Source organism: Steroidobacter sp. (assembly GCF_016790065.1).
Lineage (GTDB): Bacteria > Pseudomonadota > Gammaproteobacteria > Steroidobacterales > Steroidobacteraceae > Steroidobacter.
Window position 1 is genome coordinate 1 of sequence record NZ_JAEUPY010000564.1, and the last position, 13849, is coordinate 13849.

The following is a 13849-nucleotide window of genomic DNA, read 5'->3' on the forward strand; positions in this document are numbered from 1 at the left end:
GCAGGATGCGAGGTTGATCCTCGGCAGCCTTGAGCAAGAGCTCCAGTGCTTTCTCCGGGTCGCAGCTGTAGCTGACACGCACCGGCAGCTTCAGGCGCACGCGCGGGTCGGTGTAGCTCCAGTTGATCACCGGGTTGGTGATCAGGTTTTGATTGGGCACCAAGGTTTCGACGCCGTCGCGATCGCGGACCACCACATAGCGGCCGCGCAGTTCCTGCACCCAACCGAAGCCTTCGGTGCTGGTGCCGGTGGTGCCGGAGAAGCTGATGACGTCGCCCGGCTTGATGGACCGATCCATCAACAGCACGAAGCCGCTGACAAAATTCGAGGCGATGGCCTGCAAGCCGAAGCCCAGGCCGATGCCGATGGCGCCGGTGAAAATGTTCAGCGTGGTCAGATCCAGACCGGCGGCGTTCAGACCCAGCAGGATGGACAGGCCGATCAGGAATGCTTGCGAGAACTTGGCGATGCCGATGCGCATGCTCAGCGCCAGGCCTTGCATGGACATCAGCCGGCGCTCGAACCAGCGTGCGATCCACACCGCGACCAAAATGAACGCGCCGACGGTGAACAGGACTTTGATCACCGACCACAGCGTGATGCGCTTGTTGCCGGCGGTGATGCCGACGCTGTCGAACGCCTGTACCAGCGGATCGAACCAGCCCAGCACGTGCAGGGCCAACACGCCCCAGATCACGAAGGTGATGATGTTGCCCCAGCCCTTGGTCCGGTTGCCGAGCGAGACGCGCACCACGTACACGGCAAAGCGGATCAGTAACAACAGGCCGGACAGCGTGATCGCCAGATCGACCAGCTTGCTGTCGACCTTCAGGGCGTGCAGGGCGCCGCCAAACGCGGCGATCAAGACCAGCGCGGCGAGGTGCGGGCTGGTGATCAGCAGTGCTTCGGTCAGGCGTGCCTGAAAGCCGGTCTGAGCCAGCGCCAGCTTGCCGCGCTCGGTGTTGCGCACCTGGCGGCCGAACCACCAGGCCACCAGCACGGCCATACCGATCGCCGCCAATTGCAGGAGCGATGCGGGAGTGAGCAGCGCCTCCAGAGCCAGGCCTGCGTTATGCAGCAATTCCTGCATGGATCAATGGGCTCAGGCGTTGAGGTCGGGGATGAGCTCGCTTTCCAGCCGGGCGATCTGATCCTTCAACATTAGTTTTCGTTTCTTGAGGCGCCGTAGTTGCACTTCATTGACGTACAAGTCCATCTGTAGCCGGTGAATCACGTCGTCCAGGTCGCGATGCTCGATGCGCAGCTCCCGGAGCCGCTCGAGGCGTCGGAAAGTTTCAGTCTCGACGTTGTTTTCCGCTTCGCTCATCGGCGCGTACTTTAGCGCAAGTGCGCGCTATTGATGATGATCCTGACCATCTGCGTGGCCAGGATCTGGGGCAGCGGGGCGCCGTGTGGTGGGCGATTGCTGTTTTTCAGCGTCTCGCCGACGCGCGCGCCAATCGGCGAGGTCGAGCACTTGAGCGCTCTCCAGTCGACGAGGCGGCGGCGCAGGGGGCTGTTCCGCGGGCGGAGGTGTGAAAGTCGCGGATGCGGAGATGGTGATCGGCGGCGGCTGCGGCTGGCCGCGGCGTTCCTCGCCGGGTGCGTAACCCACTGACTCCACGCGCCGGCCGAGCAGGATGACGAATCCCTGGCGACGCTCGATGCTGTTGGCGGTGTAATCGAACACGTACGTGCGGCGGATCGCCAGCTGGCCTTGCTCGCGAGCGAATGCCAGTCGCGCGAACGCGACAGTGCCGTCCAGGAACTGCAAGCTCAGCCGCTGACAGGCCTCCATCGCCGCGACGTTGGCACGTTCGCGGGCCGCCAGGCTGTCCTGAAGAAACCAGACCACCGCGGCCCCAGCCACGAGCAGCACCAATGCGCCCCAACCCAATTCCATTAACCTAGGTCCCCCGACGTTGCCGACTCTGGCCGCCTTGCAGGTTGCCCTATCATACGGCCGCCCGCGTTCCGCAGAAGCCGAGATTTCGCTTGAACCAGTCCTTGATTTCCGCAGCCGAGTCGGTGGCCACCCAGCCGCGCTGGGAGGCTATCGATACTGTGTTACTGGACATGGACGGCACGCTGCTGGATTTACGATTTGACAATTATTTCTGGCTGGAGCTGGTTCCGGAGCGTTACGCCGCCCGGCATGGCCTGACGCTCGAGCGGACGCGCGAGGTATTGCGGCCGATGTTCGCAGCTCGGCAAGGCACACTCGACTGGTATTGCACGGATTTCTGGACCCGCGAGCTGGAGCTCGACATTGCTGGGATGAAGCGCGAGATGCGCGAGCATGTGCGCTTCCTGCCGGGCGCTGAGGAGTTTCTCCGCGCTCTGCGCGACAAGAGTGTGCGCATCGCGTTGGTCACCAACGCGCATCACGACAGCTTGAAAGTGAAGGCGACCCAGACCGGCTTGCTGAACTACTTCGACGTGGTCTTCAGCTCGCACAGCTTCGGCGTGCCCAAGGAGCATGCGAGCTTCTGGCAGCAACTCGAAGCCGCGCTCGGCTTCGATCCTCAGCGCACGTTATTCGTCGATGACAGTCACTCGGTACTGCGCGCCGCGCAGGCCCACGGCATCGCGCACATCTTCGCCATCTCGAAGCCGGATTCAGCTATGGCTAAACGGGAAGTCACTGACTTCCTGTCGGTCGAGCAGGTGAGTCATCTGCTCGATGAGCTCGCGAAGTAATCGCGAGCTGCTTGCTGACCCAGGCGCCAGCTAGCTCAGGTCGCTTCTGGCGCCGGCGGCGTGCCTGGAGTGGTGCCATCGGAACGTTTGCTTCGGCGTCGACGGCGACGTTTTCTTGGCGGTGCTTCGGCATTGGCGTCGCCGTTCGCACTATTGGCGCTCGCTTCAACTGGCGCGACGGGCGCAGGAGCTGCAGCTGCAGGTGGCCGAGGCGATGAATAACCGCCACCGCCGCCACCGCCGCTGCGACGACGATCACCACCGCGACCTCCGCCGCCGCCGCTGCGACCACCGCCGCCACTACCACCACGGCCGCCTGGTTTACCGCGGCCGCCGCCGCCACCGAAGTGACGTCTTGGCAGCGGAGGAGGCGAGACGATCTCCGGCAACATTTCTTTCGCCACTGCCGCCACCGGCAGTTTGCGACCGATGTAACCCTCGATATCCGGCAGGGAAATCACGTATTCCTCGCAGCCGAAGCTGATCGCGTCGCCTTCAGTGCCGGCGCGCGCGGTTCGGCCGATACGATGCACGTAGTCTTCCGGGTCTTGCGGAAGATCGTAATTGAACACGTGGCTCACATCGGGAATATGCAAGCCGCGCGAAGCGACGTCGGTGCCGATCAACACTGCCAGCGTGCCTTCGTGAAAATCACGGAGCATTCGTAAGCGTTTGCGTTGGGGCACGTCGCCGGAAATGGCTTCGGCGTTGATGCCGTTGGAGCGCAACAGTCCTTCGATTTCTTCAGCCGCGCGCCGCGTGTTCACGAACACCATGCTGCGTCGCGGATCCATGTGCTTGAGCAAGCCCACCAACAGGCGCGGCTTCTCATCGTTGGAGGGGTAGTAGATAACCTGTCGGACGCGGTCCACAGTCATCTTGTCGGGCTCGATGCGCACCAGCGTCGGCTCGTTCATGTGCTCGTACGCGAGCTCGAGGACGCGATGAGACAAGGTCGCCGAGAACAACATGTTGAGGCGCGCTTGCGGATCCGGCAGACGCCTCAATATGTAGCGGATGTCGGCGATGAAGCCGAGATCGAACATGCGATCCGCTTCGTCCAGCACCAGCACCTGCACCGAGCGCAGATCGATCACGCGTTGCTTGACGAAGTCGATGATGCGGCCGGGTGTGCCCATCAGCACGTCCACGCCTTGCTCGAGATGATGCTTCTGTTTCTCGTAGTCGACGCCGCCGAAGGCGAGGCCAAGTTGCAGACCCGTGTGCGAGCCGAGTACCTCGGCATCTCGATGGATCTGAACCGCCAGCTCGCGCGTTGGAGCCACGATAATTGCCCGTGGTGCATTCAAGCTGCGTGTAGGCGGCGGCGGTTCGCGCATCAAGCGCGCATACATCGCCACTAGAAATGCCGCGGTTTTTCCCGTTCCAGTTTGAGCTTGCCCGGCCACATCCAGGCCGGCGAGTGCTTGCGGCAAGGTTTGCGCCTGAATGGGTGTGCAACGCTCGAACGAGGCGTCGGCCAGGCCCTTTTGCAAAGCTTCCGGCAGATGCAGGCTGGAAAAGGACAGTTCGGTTAAGTGCGAATCGGCCATTCGATATGATTTACCCAGTGGAAGAGAGGGGGGCGCTTGCAAATTGGCAAGCACCCGGTTTTAATAAGCCTCAACGAAGCGGACTCATCCGCACCTGCCCCGAACGGAGCACTGGCTCCAAGCCCCTCGACGACGTAACCCTCGACGCAGTATCTCATTCGATACTCGCAGGGCTGCTCAGGGGGATACTCAAGCGGATATCGCGAGTCACTGCCGAAGACCGACGGAGCAGAAGCAGACTGGCTTACATCGAGCACGAGCACCGCTCACACAGATTTATCTCAAGCATTCACGCGGCCTTCGTATGGAGTTTGGCCCAAGAGCATCGATTCAGTAGCACGGCCCCGGGCATTGTGCCCGACCGAGCACACTCAAGTCACCCGGTCATTGCTGCCGATCCATGCAGCACACACCGCCAACGTTCGTACGCATGACCCACGCCATCAGGTTTGTGTCACCCCGCAACTGAAGTTCGCACACCCCTTTTCGTCCATTTTCCATCCCATCACCCCCGGAGAGTTTTCTGGTGAGCAGCGAGACGATTGTGCATGTCACCGACGCCAGTTTCGAAGATGACGTCGTCAAGGCCAAAGGCCCGGTCCTGCTGGATTTCTGGGCTGAGTGGTGCGGCCCGTGCAAGATGATTGCACCCATGCTTAACGAGATCGCGACCGAATACAAAGACAAGGTCACGATCGCCAAGCTCAATATCGATGAAAATCCCAAGACGCCGCAGCGATTCGCTGTGCGCGGCATCCCCACCCTCATTCTCTTCAAGAACGGTCAGGTCGAAGGCCAGAAGGTCGGGGCACTCCGCAAATCGGACCTGGCCGCATTTTTGGACAGCAAACTGTGAGAGGCTATCTCGGCAATCAGGCCCGCAATCGCCCGGGCAACAAAGGTGGCGGCGGTGGCGGCGGCCGCTCCAACAATCGTGGTGGCAACAACGACGGTAATCGCGGTAATCGCGGCGGTAACCGCGGTGGTGGCAACGATCATCGCGGCGATGGGCCGCAACACGACGACCTGCCGCAGGACGACGGCTTCGACGGCGATGACGTTGGCGTAATCTCTCCAGCGGAACTGGCGGCCTCGCGCCAGTCGATGAACCTGACTCAGCTGAAGCTGAAGCCGGTGCCGGAGCTGGTGGATATCGCCCAGAAGATGGGGCTGGAGAATCTGGCCCGCTCGCGCAAGCAGGACATCATCTTCTCCATCCTCAAGGCGCATGCGCGCAGCGGCGAGGACATCTACGGCGACGGCGTGCTGGAAATCCTGCAGGACGGCTTCGGCTTCCTGCGCTCGGCCGACAGCTCCTATCTGGCCGGCCCGGACGATATCTACGTCAGCCCCAGCCAGATCCGTCGCTTCAATCTGCGCACCGGCGATTCGATCTCCGGCTTGATTCGTCCGCCCAAGGACGGCGAGCGCTACTTCGCGCTGCTCAAGGTCGGCGAGATCAATTTCGATTCGCCCGAAGGCGCCAAGCACAAGGTGCTGTTCGAGAACCTGACCCCGCTGCATCCGACCAAGCGCTTCAAACTGGAGCGTGGCAACGGTTCCAGCGAGGACTTGACGGCACGCATCATCGATCTGGTGTCGCCGATCGGCAAAGGTCAGCGCGGCTTGATCATCTCCCCGCCCAAAGCGGGTAAGACCATGCTGTTGCAAAACATCGCCAGTTCGATCGTCTCGAACCATCCCGATGTTTATTTGATCGTGCTGCTGATCGACGAGCGTCCGGAAGAAGTCACCGAAATGGCGCGCACCGTGCGCGGCGAAGTGGTGTCCTCGACGTTCGACGAACCGGCCACGCGTCACGTGCAGGTCGCGGAAATGGTGATCGAAAAGGCCAAGCGCCTGGTCGAGCACAAGCGCGACGTGGTGATTCTGCTGGACTCGATTACACGTCTGGCCCGTGCCTACAACACCGTGGTGCCGAGCTCCGGCAAGGTGCTGACCGGCGGTGTCGACGCTAACGCCCTGCAGCGCCCGAAGCGCTTCTTTGGTGCAGCTCGTAACATCGAAGAAGGCGGCTCGCTGACCATTCTGGCCACGGCCCTGATCGACACCGGCTCGCGCATGGACGACGTGATTTACGAAGAGTTCAAGGGCACCGGTAACTCGGAAATCCATCTGGATCGCCGTGTATCGGAAAAGCGCGTGTTCCCAGCGGTGAACATCAACCGTTCCGGCACGCGTCGCGAAGAACTCATCACCTCGGCCGAGGAACTGCAGAAGATCTGGATTCTGCGCAAGCTGCTGCACCCCATGGACGAACTGGCAGCCATCGAGTTCCTGATCGACAAGATGAAGGACACCAAGACCAACGGTGATTTCTTCGACGCGATGAAGCGTTAAGCGCACGTCGGTTGACCGCCCCCTCACTGGAGGCGGCGGTCAACATGTGCGCTCCATCACAAATTTCACTTCCATACGTGTTGCTAGCAATAGCGGCATGCCGTCGATGCGAAGCCGGTCTCTGTTCGCTGCTCTTCAGCTAATTAACTTGTAACAACTCGCCCGGGAAACCGGGTGCCCTACGGAGCAGAGGGGAGGCCGGGCCGACGCCGGCTGGTTGCGCATGTCCGACCCACGTCCAGATTCGCCGACGTTACGCTTGCGCAGGCTCGATGCCTCGGCGCTCGAGCTCGCCGACGTCTTGCGTGAAGGCCGGATTACGACTCTGTTCCAGCCCATCGTCGACCCTCGTTCCCGAGGCGTTTGTGGCTATGAGGCGCTGACCCGCGGTCCTTCCGACAGCTGGTTGCATGCCCCGCAGAATCTTTTCGAAGCCGCGCGACGTGCTGGCCTGAAAGTCGAGCTCGACTTTCTGTGCATGCAAAGCGCCTTCAAACGGTTCGTCGCGGCGCAAGTGTCCGGGCAGTTGTTCATCAATGTGTCGCCCGACACCATTTACGAACATCCCAATTTCGCCGAGCGCTTCGTCGAGCTGGCTCGCAACATCGGCATGCCGATGGACCGCGTGGTGATCGAGCTCACCGAAGAAAGCCTGCTGGAAGATTACGACCGGCTGCGCTCGGCCATGCAACGCTTGCGTGAAGCCGGTTGTGCCATCGCCATCGACGATCTGGGCGCCGGCTCGTCGGGCCTGCGCACCTGGTCGGAGCTCAAGCCCGACTACGTGAAAATCGATCGTTACTTCGTCACCGGCATCGATGCCGATGCCACCAAGCTCGAGTTCGTGCGCTCCATGCTCGACATGGGTCGCGCCATGGGTTGCCGCGTCATCGCTGAAGGCGTGGAAACGGAACGCGAGTGTCGCGAGCTGGTGGATCTTGGCCTGGATCGACTGCAAGGTCATTTGTTCGGCCGCCCCGGCACCACGCCGATGGCAGCGCTACAGCAAGTGGAGTCGCTCGATCGCTCCATCGTGACTTACACCGCGCTGCTCGCCGAACACATTTCTACTTATGTGCCGCCGGTGTCGCCCGAGACGCGCGTGACTGAAGTCGCCGATTTGTTTCGTGACAATCCCGAGCAACTGAGCTTCCCCGTGGTCGAGGACGGCCGGCCGCTCGGTGTCGTGCGCCGTGAACGCTTATTTGACTTGCTCGCCAAGCCGCTGCATCCGGAGATCTTCAACAAGAAGCCGGTCACCGCGGTGATGGAGACGCCGACCTTGCTCATCGACGGTCAGTTGCGGTTGGAGCAGGTCAGTCGCCTGGTGACTCAGAAGAGCCGGCCGCGATTGACTGAAGAATTCGTGATTACCAAGGACGGGCGCTACCACGGCCTCGGCCAGACCATCGACGTGTTACGGCTCATCACCGAACAGCAGTTGCAGTCGGCCAAACATTCCAATCCGCTGACCTTGCTGCCCGGCAATGCCGCGATCCGCAGCTCGGTAGACAAGCTCATCGAAGCGCGCAAACGTTTCATCGTCGCTTATTTCGATCTGGATTCGTTCAAGCCTTACAACGATGTGTACGGCTATGCGCACGGCGATCAGGTGATCCTGCACCTTTCCGGGCTGCTCAAAACTCACTTCTCCGCGCGGCTCGACTTCGTCGGCCACGTCGGCGGCGATGATTTCCTGGTCGTGATTCGCTCGGCGGATTGGCGCGATCGCGTGGTCAATGTGTTGGACCGTTTCGCGCAGACCGTGGCGGATTTTTATTCGCCCGAACATGCGGCAGCGAAGTCGATTACCGCTATCGATCGCGATGGCAGTCAGCGGGCGTTTCCTTTGCTGACGCTGTCAGTCGCGGCTCTGGATTCAGAGACCATGGGCGCCACTAGCGCCGACGCCGTGGCTCACCTGCTCGCACACGTAAAGAAATACGCCAAACAACAAACCGGCAACAGCTTCGTCCTGCGCAGCGACGATCGCATCGTCGATGTACTCGCCGCCGCTCGCCGCCCCTCGGCAGAGTTGCTGCCGATGGAACAGCTGATGAACAGCGCCTGACGGCGCCGGTCGGCCGCTGCGTGAGGCATCTATCTCCGACCGAGTCGATACAACAACACAGCCAAGCGTTGAGTTTGTATCTGATAAGTACGGAGATCGGCGAATTCATCCGGGGTATGGGCACCGCCGCCGAGTAGGCCGAGGCCGTCGAGGGCCATGTCGACGTGGTCGGCGGCGAAGGAGATGTCTGCGGCGCCAGCATTGCGAGGATTCACTTCGGTGACCGGGCCGAAGCCGAGATCTTTGCTGACACCGTCGTAGAGAGAAAGTAACTTGCGGTTGCCTTCAGTCGGAGCCATGGGCGGGTAGTTATCCGTGAACTCAATCTCCGCAGAAGTTTGCGGCAAGCTAGCGGCAACGACTTTGCGCATCTTCGCCCGCGTTTCCTCCAACTGCTGCACGGTCAGGGTGCGAAGATCGCCGGAGGCAATCGCCGTGGGCGCGACGATATTGTTCTTACCGGACAACGTGGCGCTGAGCGGCTGGCCCTTGAAGTCCACTTGAGTGCTGCTGGCAATCAAGCCGGGATTGAAAGTCACGAACTCCTCGCCGCGCACTTCTTGATAGAAGCCATTGAGGATCCGGCCCAACTCATAAGCGGCGCCGGCGCCGACGTTATCGGAAAATATCTGCGACGAATGGGAGCTCTTGGCCGTCACCTTCACGACCCAACCGGTGGAGCTGCGACGCGCGGTGACTGCGGTCTTGGGATTATCGGCAGCATTCTCCAAGCCGATGGCGATGTCCGCGGCCTTGGCGGCTTCGATCAGATCGTGACGGGCGAGCGCCAGCGGTGCACCGGAGTCTTCCTCATCGCCATGTAACACCACAGTGATCTGCAGCGAGTCGAGCAACTTGGCTTGTCGAAGTGCATCGAGCGCCGCGAGCGCGACCACGATGCCGCCTTTGTCATCCGCAGCCCCAGGGCCGCGAGCGATGTTTTCATCGACGCGTTGCCAGCGCTGAAATGGATGATTGGGTTCGAACACCGTATCCATGTGGCCGATCAACAGCACGTGCTGACCGCGGCCGGGACGAGTTGCGATCAAATGACCGGCACGCTTGAACGGCGTGCCATCCACCCAAGTGACTTTGAAGCCGAGTGCTTCGAAGCGCGGCCGGAGCAAATCACCGACCTGACGCACGCCAGCTAGATTCATGGTGCCGCTGTTGACGTTCACCAGCTGTTCGAGCAGTTCGATGTGAGCCTTTTCCCCAGCCGTGACGTGCTGGACCAGCGCCTTTTCCTTGGCATCCCGAGGCGCGGCTGGCGACGAGCTGGTAAATGCGGCTAGGGCAATGATCAGGGACGCGCGCGCCAGGGGGCGGAAGCCAGGTCGCATGGTGGAATTTCCTCTTTCGGCCAAGAGGCCGCATGATACGCGAGCGCCCGATTTACCACGTCCCCTGAACCGATGAATGTTCCCGACGACCCTGCCAACACTGCCGCCGCGCCGACTGTGACCGCGGAAGGCGAGGCGTTTCCATCCGCGCCGCGCCGGCTGCAATTCGTGGAGATGGCCGCGCCCGAGGCCGGCAAAAGCGTGTCGATTGCGCCCGGGCTGCGTTGGGCTCGCATCCCGCTGCCGCTGGATCTGAATCACATCAACGTCTGGCTGCTGGAGACGGACGACGGCTGTGTGGTCATCGATACCGGGCTCGCGGCGTCCATCGGCAAGGACGCATGGGAAAGCATAGAGCGGGAGTATTTCTCACAACGCCCGTTACGCGCTGTAGTCGTCACGCACATTCATCCGGATCACATCGGTCTGGCCGCCTGGCTGCAAGAGCGCATCGGCGTGCCGGTGGTGATGTCGCGGCGGACGTATGAGCAAGCCAACGGCATGTGGGGCGGCGAAGCCAAATCACATTTCAGTGCTGCTGAAGAATTTTTCGTGTCGCATGGCGTGACCGATGCCATGCAGATTCGCTCGATGTTTCGTCCCGAGCGATTCGCGCGCATGACCAGCGGCATGCCGCGAGTGGAACAATTCATTGCTGACGAACAAACCGTGCGTTGGGGCGAAGGCGAGTGGACGGCGCTCGAGACCAACGGTCACGCCGAAGGTCATTTATGTTTTTCCAATCCGGCGCAGCGCCTGTTGATCAGCGGCGATCAAGTGTTGCCGACGATTTCTTCCAACATCAGTTTCATGGTCGGCAACGGCGATCCGAATCCACTGGGCTCGTATCTATCGTCCTTGCAGCGCTTGCGAGCGTTGCCCGAGGACACGCTGGTGCTGCCAGCGCATGGCGTGCCGTTTCGCGGCCTGCGCCAGCGGATCGACGATCTGACCGGCCATCACCTGGAGCAGCTGGACAAGGTCGCGGCGCTTTGTGTCGAGCCCAAAGTGGCGATGGACTTGTTGCCATTCATGTTTCGTCGCCAGCTCAAGGATATGCACTTGTTTCTGGCGATCGGCGAGGCGCTGGCGCATCTGGAATACCTGGTTCATGCGGGTCGCGTCCGGCGCGAAGTGCGGGCCGGACGCGTCACTTACATCACTCTCGAATAGCGGTCGCGCCGACGATCTTGCCGACCTTGGCGCGTTCGCTGACGTGCAATTCCACTTCGCGCTTGAAATGCAGCGTGCCGTTGACCACTGCGTCCGGGCCGATGGTCACCTTGGGCTTGCGCTTGTTGGAAAAGAAGCTGTAACTGGTTTTCTCCACCACGATGCCGCCGTCGACTTGCGAGCCGGCGCCGATGTCGATGTCGCCATTGGTGGTGGTGATGCCGCGACCGACGCGGGCCGAGTCGAGTTCGATATCGCCATTGACGTTTTCCAGAGCGCCGCCGACCTGCGCGCCTTTGCCCAGCTTGATATCGCCGTTCACCGAAGTGGCATTGCCGCGGATCTGGACCTGGTCCTGGATGCGCAGTCCACCATTGACGGTTTCCAGCGAATCGGCCTTTGAGTTGCTGGCCAGTTTGATATCGCCATTGACGGTCTCGACACTGCCGACGGACGCGTTGCTGCCGATATCGATGGAGCCGCTGACCGTTTCGACATTGCGGGCCTGCACCGAGTCTTCCAGCCGGATGGAACCGTTCACTGTTTCCACTGAGCCCACCTGTCGGCCGCTGTCGACCCGGATCGAGCCGTTGACCTTGGAAATATTCTCGCTATCGGCCAGCAATAACGGGCTGGTCAGCAAAAACGACAAACCGATCAACGGCGCCAAGGTCACCAATTTGTTGTTCATTGCCACGTCTCCGTCCTGTGTGCCGTTAGGACGCGGCAAACGCGTCAAGGGTTGCAATGCCCGGTTTGTCAGCCCCGCTTTGTCATCCTCGGGCGGCGCGACGCGAACGGCTGGTGTATCGTTCGGCCGCATACTGATAAAGGGTCTCGCATGCTCAGCACCGCTCCCCACATCGCCAATCTGGCGCAGGTCATTCAATTGGCCGTGGCGCCCGTGTTTCTGCTGGCAGGCGTGGGCACGACGTTGAATGCATTGGCGACCCGAGTCGGCCGCATCATCGATCGGGCGCGGGCCATGGAAGATCGGCTGGTGTATGCAACTCCGGAACAGGCTGAGGAACTGCACAAGCTGCTGCGGGTGTTATCGAAACGAGCCACGCTGATCAATCGCGCCATCGGCCTGTCGGTGATGTGCGGTTTGCTGGTGTCGCTGGTGGTCGCGGCGCTGTTCATCAGCTCGTCGTTGAGCATCAATTTGGATGCACCCATTGCCATCACTTTTGTGATCGCGCTGCTGAGCCTGGCGGCGGCGCTGGTTTATTTCTTGCGCGAAGTGATCCTGGCCACCAATTCACTCACTTTCGGCGGGGTGCGACACATCCCTGCCTCGGTGGATAAGGCCGGCGCGGCCAAGCCGCCCGTCGCCAAAGAATGACAGCCTCGGACAAAAATTGACGCAAAGGTGTCAGGGGGCGTCGCTTCGCCCGATTCCGTGATCTACTGCACAACTCAGACTGCACGGCCCCCGCATCATGGCCGCTGCATGATCCAGCAGCCGCCAGAAGTCGTGGTTCAGCCCGATGCGTTTCGGGTCGCCAAAGAGTCGACGTTGCTCACTTGTGAGCTGCGTGGCGCCTTGGCGGTATGCGTCTATGACGACACGCAGCCGGCCGGCGGTCTTTTGCATTTACGCTACGTCGCTATACAAAACGATCAGCCCATCGATCTCACCGACAACACGCTGAGCTCGGATTTGTTGTTGATGGATCGATTCTGCAAGGAGCTGCGCGCGGCCGGCGCTCGCAAGCAGAGCTGGCGCGTGAGTATCTTCGGGCACACACCCAACACCGTGCCGGCCTTGGAAGGCCCGGCGGCCACCGTCATCGATCTGGCCAAGGCGTATTTCGCCGACGCTCGCTTGCCGGTGGAATGCAAGGAGTTCAACCGCTCGCTAGGGTTGGCCGTGCGGCTCGATCCGCGCGGCGGCCGCATCTGGGTGAACGGCACGCCCGGCACCGCCCCGAACGTTCGGCAGGCCGCCCCCGCTTAGTCGACGCGCTCATGTAAACTGGTCCGCTCCCATTATCAGAATAATTCGCGGACCGATGGTTACCGAAGCCCCCGCCTCGCCGGCAGCGCCCACGCGCTGGTATAGCACGCTCTATGTTCAGGTCCTGATCGCCATCGCGATCGGTGTCTTGCTGGGCCATTTCATGCCGGAAACAGCCACGCTGTTCAAGCCGCTCGGCGACGGCTTCATCAAGCTGATCAAGATGCTGATCGCGCCCATCATTTTTTGCACCGTGGTCACCGGCATCGCCGGCATGGAAAACATGAAGGCCATCGGCAAGACCGGTGCGCTCGCGTTGTTGTACTTCGAAGTGGTCAGCACCATCGCGCTGGTCGTCGGCCTGGTGATCGTCAACGTAGTGCAGCCGGGCGCGGGCATGAACGTCGACGTTTCGTTGCTGGATCCCAAGGCGGTGGCCACGTATGCCAAAGCCGCCGAACAACAGAGCGTCATCGACTTTTTGTTGAACGTGATTCCCACCACCATCGTGGATGCATTCGCCAAGGGCGACATCCTGCAGGTGTTGATGTTCTCGGTGCTGTTCGGCTTCGCGCTGCATGGGGTCGGCGATCGCGCCCGGCCGATATTCGACTTCATCGACCGCTTCGCGGCGGTGATGTTTCGTATCGTCGGCATGGTCATGCGGCTGGCGCCGATCGGTGCGTTC

At 61.3% G+C, this 13849-nt stretch carries 14 protein-coding genes; 8 read left to right on the forward strand and 6 right to left on the reverse strand.

Features of this window, described 5'->3' with window-relative positions; all coding sequences use genetic code 11:
• The 3 genes from JNL55_RS23220 to JNL55_RS23230 all read right to left on the reverse strand — a co-directional run.
• On the reverse strand, positions 1 to 1090 hold a 1090-nt coding region (locus tag JNL55_RS23220), incomplete at its 3' end, for a mechanosensitive ion channel family protein (RefSeq protein WP_293859660.1).
• Positions 1091 to 1102: 12 nt separating this feature from the next.
• Entirely contained in the window at positions 1103 to 1327 is a 225-nt protein-coding gene (locus tag JNL55_RS23225; RefSeq protein ID WP_116808299.1) for a YdcH family protein, read from the reverse strand.
• Between the two features lie 27 nt (positions 1328 to 1354).
• Positions 1355 to 1903 carry a DUF3301 domain-containing protein gene (locus JNL55_RS23230; RefSeq protein ID WP_293859668.1) on the reverse strand — a complete coding sequence of 183 codons (549 nt, stop codon included), beginning with the start codon at positions 1901 to 1903 and terminating at the stop codon, positions 1355 to 1357.
• Positions 1904 to 2028: 125 nt separating this feature from the next.
• Here JNL55_RS23230 and yrfG point away from each other — a divergent pair, with 125 nt between their 5' ends.
• Positions 2029 to 2700, forward strand: a complete 672-nt coding sequence (gene yrfG / locus JNL55_RS23235) for a GMP/IMP nucleotidase (RefSeq protein ID WP_415923150.1) — start codon at positions 2029 to 2031, stop codon at positions 2698 to 2700.
• 35 nt (positions 2701 to 2735) lie between these two features.
• Here the strand turns inward: yrfG and JNL55_RS23240 are convergent, their stop codons facing one another.
• A complete protein-coding gene (locus JNL55_RS23240; RefSeq protein ID WP_293859674.1) occupies positions 2736 to 4253 on the reverse strand; it encodes a DEAD/DEAH box helicase in 1518 nt (505 codons plus the stop codon).
• Positions 4254 to 4779: 526 nt separating this feature from the next.
• On the opposite strand from JNL55_RS23240, the gene trxA reads away from it, so the two are divergent.
• The 3 genes from trxA (at position 4780) to JNL55_RS23255 (ending at position 8685) form a co-directional block, all read left to right on the forward strand.
• Positions 4780 to 5109: a thioredoxin TrxA gene (gene trxA, locus JNL55_RS23245; protein WP_129781505.1), complete on the forward strand. Its 330-nt coding sequence runs from the start codon at positions 4780 to 4782 to the stop codon at positions 5107 to 5109.
• Between the two features lie 248 nt (positions 5110 to 5357).
• The gene (gene rho / locus JNL55_RS23250; protein ID WP_293859702.1) at positions 5358 to 6614 is read left to right on the forward strand and encodes a transcription termination factor Rho; all 1257 of its coding nucleotides are present in this window, start codon (positions 5358 to 5360) and stop codon (positions 6612 to 6614) included.
• A gap of 223 nt (positions 6615 to 6837) precedes the next feature.
• Positions 6838 to 8685, forward strand: coding sequence for a bifunctional diguanylate cyclase/phosphodiesterase (locus JNL55_RS23255; RefSeq protein ID WP_293859681.1), 1848 nt, complete (start codon positions 6838 to 6840; stop codon positions 8683 to 8685).
• Between the two features lie 29 nt (positions 8686 to 8714).
• Here JNL55_RS23255 and JNL55_RS23260 read toward each other — a convergent pair whose 3' ends face one another.
• The gene (locus tag JNL55_RS23260; protein WP_293859684.1) at positions 8715 to 10028 is read right to left on the reverse strand and encodes a M20/M25/M40 family metallo-hydrolase; all 1314 of its coding nucleotides are present in this window, start codon (positions 10026 to 10028) and stop codon (positions 8715 to 8717) included.
• A 72-nt stretch (positions 10029 to 10100) separates the two neighbouring features.
• On the opposite strand from JNL55_RS23260, the gene JNL55_RS23265 reads away from it, so the two are divergent.
• Entirely contained in the window at positions 10101 to 11201 is a 1101-nt protein-coding gene (locus tag JNL55_RS23265; protein WP_293859687.1) for an MBL fold metallo-hydrolase, read from the forward strand.
• On the opposite strand, the gene JNL55_RS23270 is transcribed toward JNL55_RS23265, so the two are convergent.
• Positions 11188 to 11892 carry a hypothetical protein gene (locus tag JNL55_RS23270; protein ID WP_293859690.1) on the reverse strand — a complete coding sequence of 235 codons (705 nt, stop codon included), beginning with the start codon at positions 11890 to 11892 and terminating at the stop codon, positions 11188 to 11190. The genes JNL55_RS23265 and JNL55_RS23270 overlap by 14 nt on opposite strands.
• A gap of 150 nt (positions 11893 to 12042) precedes the next feature.
• On the opposite strand from JNL55_RS23270, the gene JNL55_RS23275 reads away from it, so the two are divergent.
• The 3 genes from JNL55_RS23275 to JNL55_RS23285 form a co-directional block, all read left to right on the forward strand.
• Positions 12043 to 12546, forward strand: coding sequence for a DUF2721 domain-containing protein (locus JNL55_RS23275; RefSeq protein WP_293859693.1), 504 nt, complete (start codon positions 12043 to 12045; stop codon positions 12544 to 12546).
• A 108-nt stretch (positions 12547 to 12654) separates the two neighbouring features.
• Positions 12655 to 13161 carry a hypothetical protein gene (locus JNL55_RS23280; protein WP_293859696.1) on the forward strand — a complete coding sequence of 169 codons (507 nt, stop codon included), beginning with the start codon at positions 12655 to 12657 and terminating at the stop codon, positions 13159 to 13161.
• A gap of 55 nt (positions 13162 to 13216) precedes the next feature.
• Positions 13217 to 13849: cation:dicarboxylate symporter family transporter (locus JNL55_RS23285; protein ID WP_293859699.1), on the forward strand; the 633-nt coding region annotated here is incomplete at its 3' end.

What these genes read in the sequence shown, in the direction of transcription:
- JNL55_RS23280 (WP_293859696.1), top strand. Translation starts at nt 12,655, where the DNA reads ATGATCCAGCAGCCGCCAGAAGTCGTGGTTCAGCCCGATGCGTTTCGG.
- JNL55_RS23270 (WP_293859690.1), bottom strand. Translation starts at nt 11,892, where the DNA reads ATGAACAACAAATTGGTGACCTTGGCGCCGTTGATCGGTTTGTCGTTT.
- JNL55_RS23230 (WP_293859668.1), bottom strand. Translation starts at nt 1,903, where the DNA reads ATGGAATTGGGTTGGGGCGCATTGGTGCTGCTCGTGGCTGGGGCCGCG.
- JNL55_RS23240 (WP_293859674.1), bottom strand. Translation starts at nt 4,253, where the DNA reads ATGGCCGATTCGCACTTAACCGAACTGTCCTTTTCCAGCCTGCATCTG.
- JNL55_RS23255 (WP_293859681.1), top strand. Translation starts at nt 6,838, where the DNA reads ATGTCCGACCCACGTCCAGATTCGCCGACGTTACGCTTGCGCAGGCTC.
- JNL55_RS23275 (WP_293859693.1), top strand. Translation starts at nt 12,043, where the DNA reads ATGCTCAGCACCGCTCCCCACATCGCCAATCTGGCGCAGGTCATTCAA.
- JNL55_RS23225 (WP_116808299.1), bottom strand. Translation starts at nt 1,327, where the DNA reads ATGAGCGAAGCGGAAAACAACGTCGAGACTGAAACTTTCCGACGCCTC.
- rho (WP_293859702.1), top strand. Translation starts at nt 5,358, where the DNA reads ATGAACCTGACTCAGCTGAAGCTGAAGCCGGTGCCGGAGCTGGTGGAT.
- JNL55_RS23265 (WP_293859687.1), top strand. Translation starts at nt 10,101, where the DNA reads ATGAATGTTCCCGACGACCCTGCCAACACTGCCGCCGCGCCGACTGTG.
- JNL55_RS23260 (WP_293859684.1), bottom strand. Translation starts at nt 10,028, where the DNA reads ATGCGACCTGGCTTCCGCCCCCTGGCGCGCGCGTCCCTGATCATTGCC.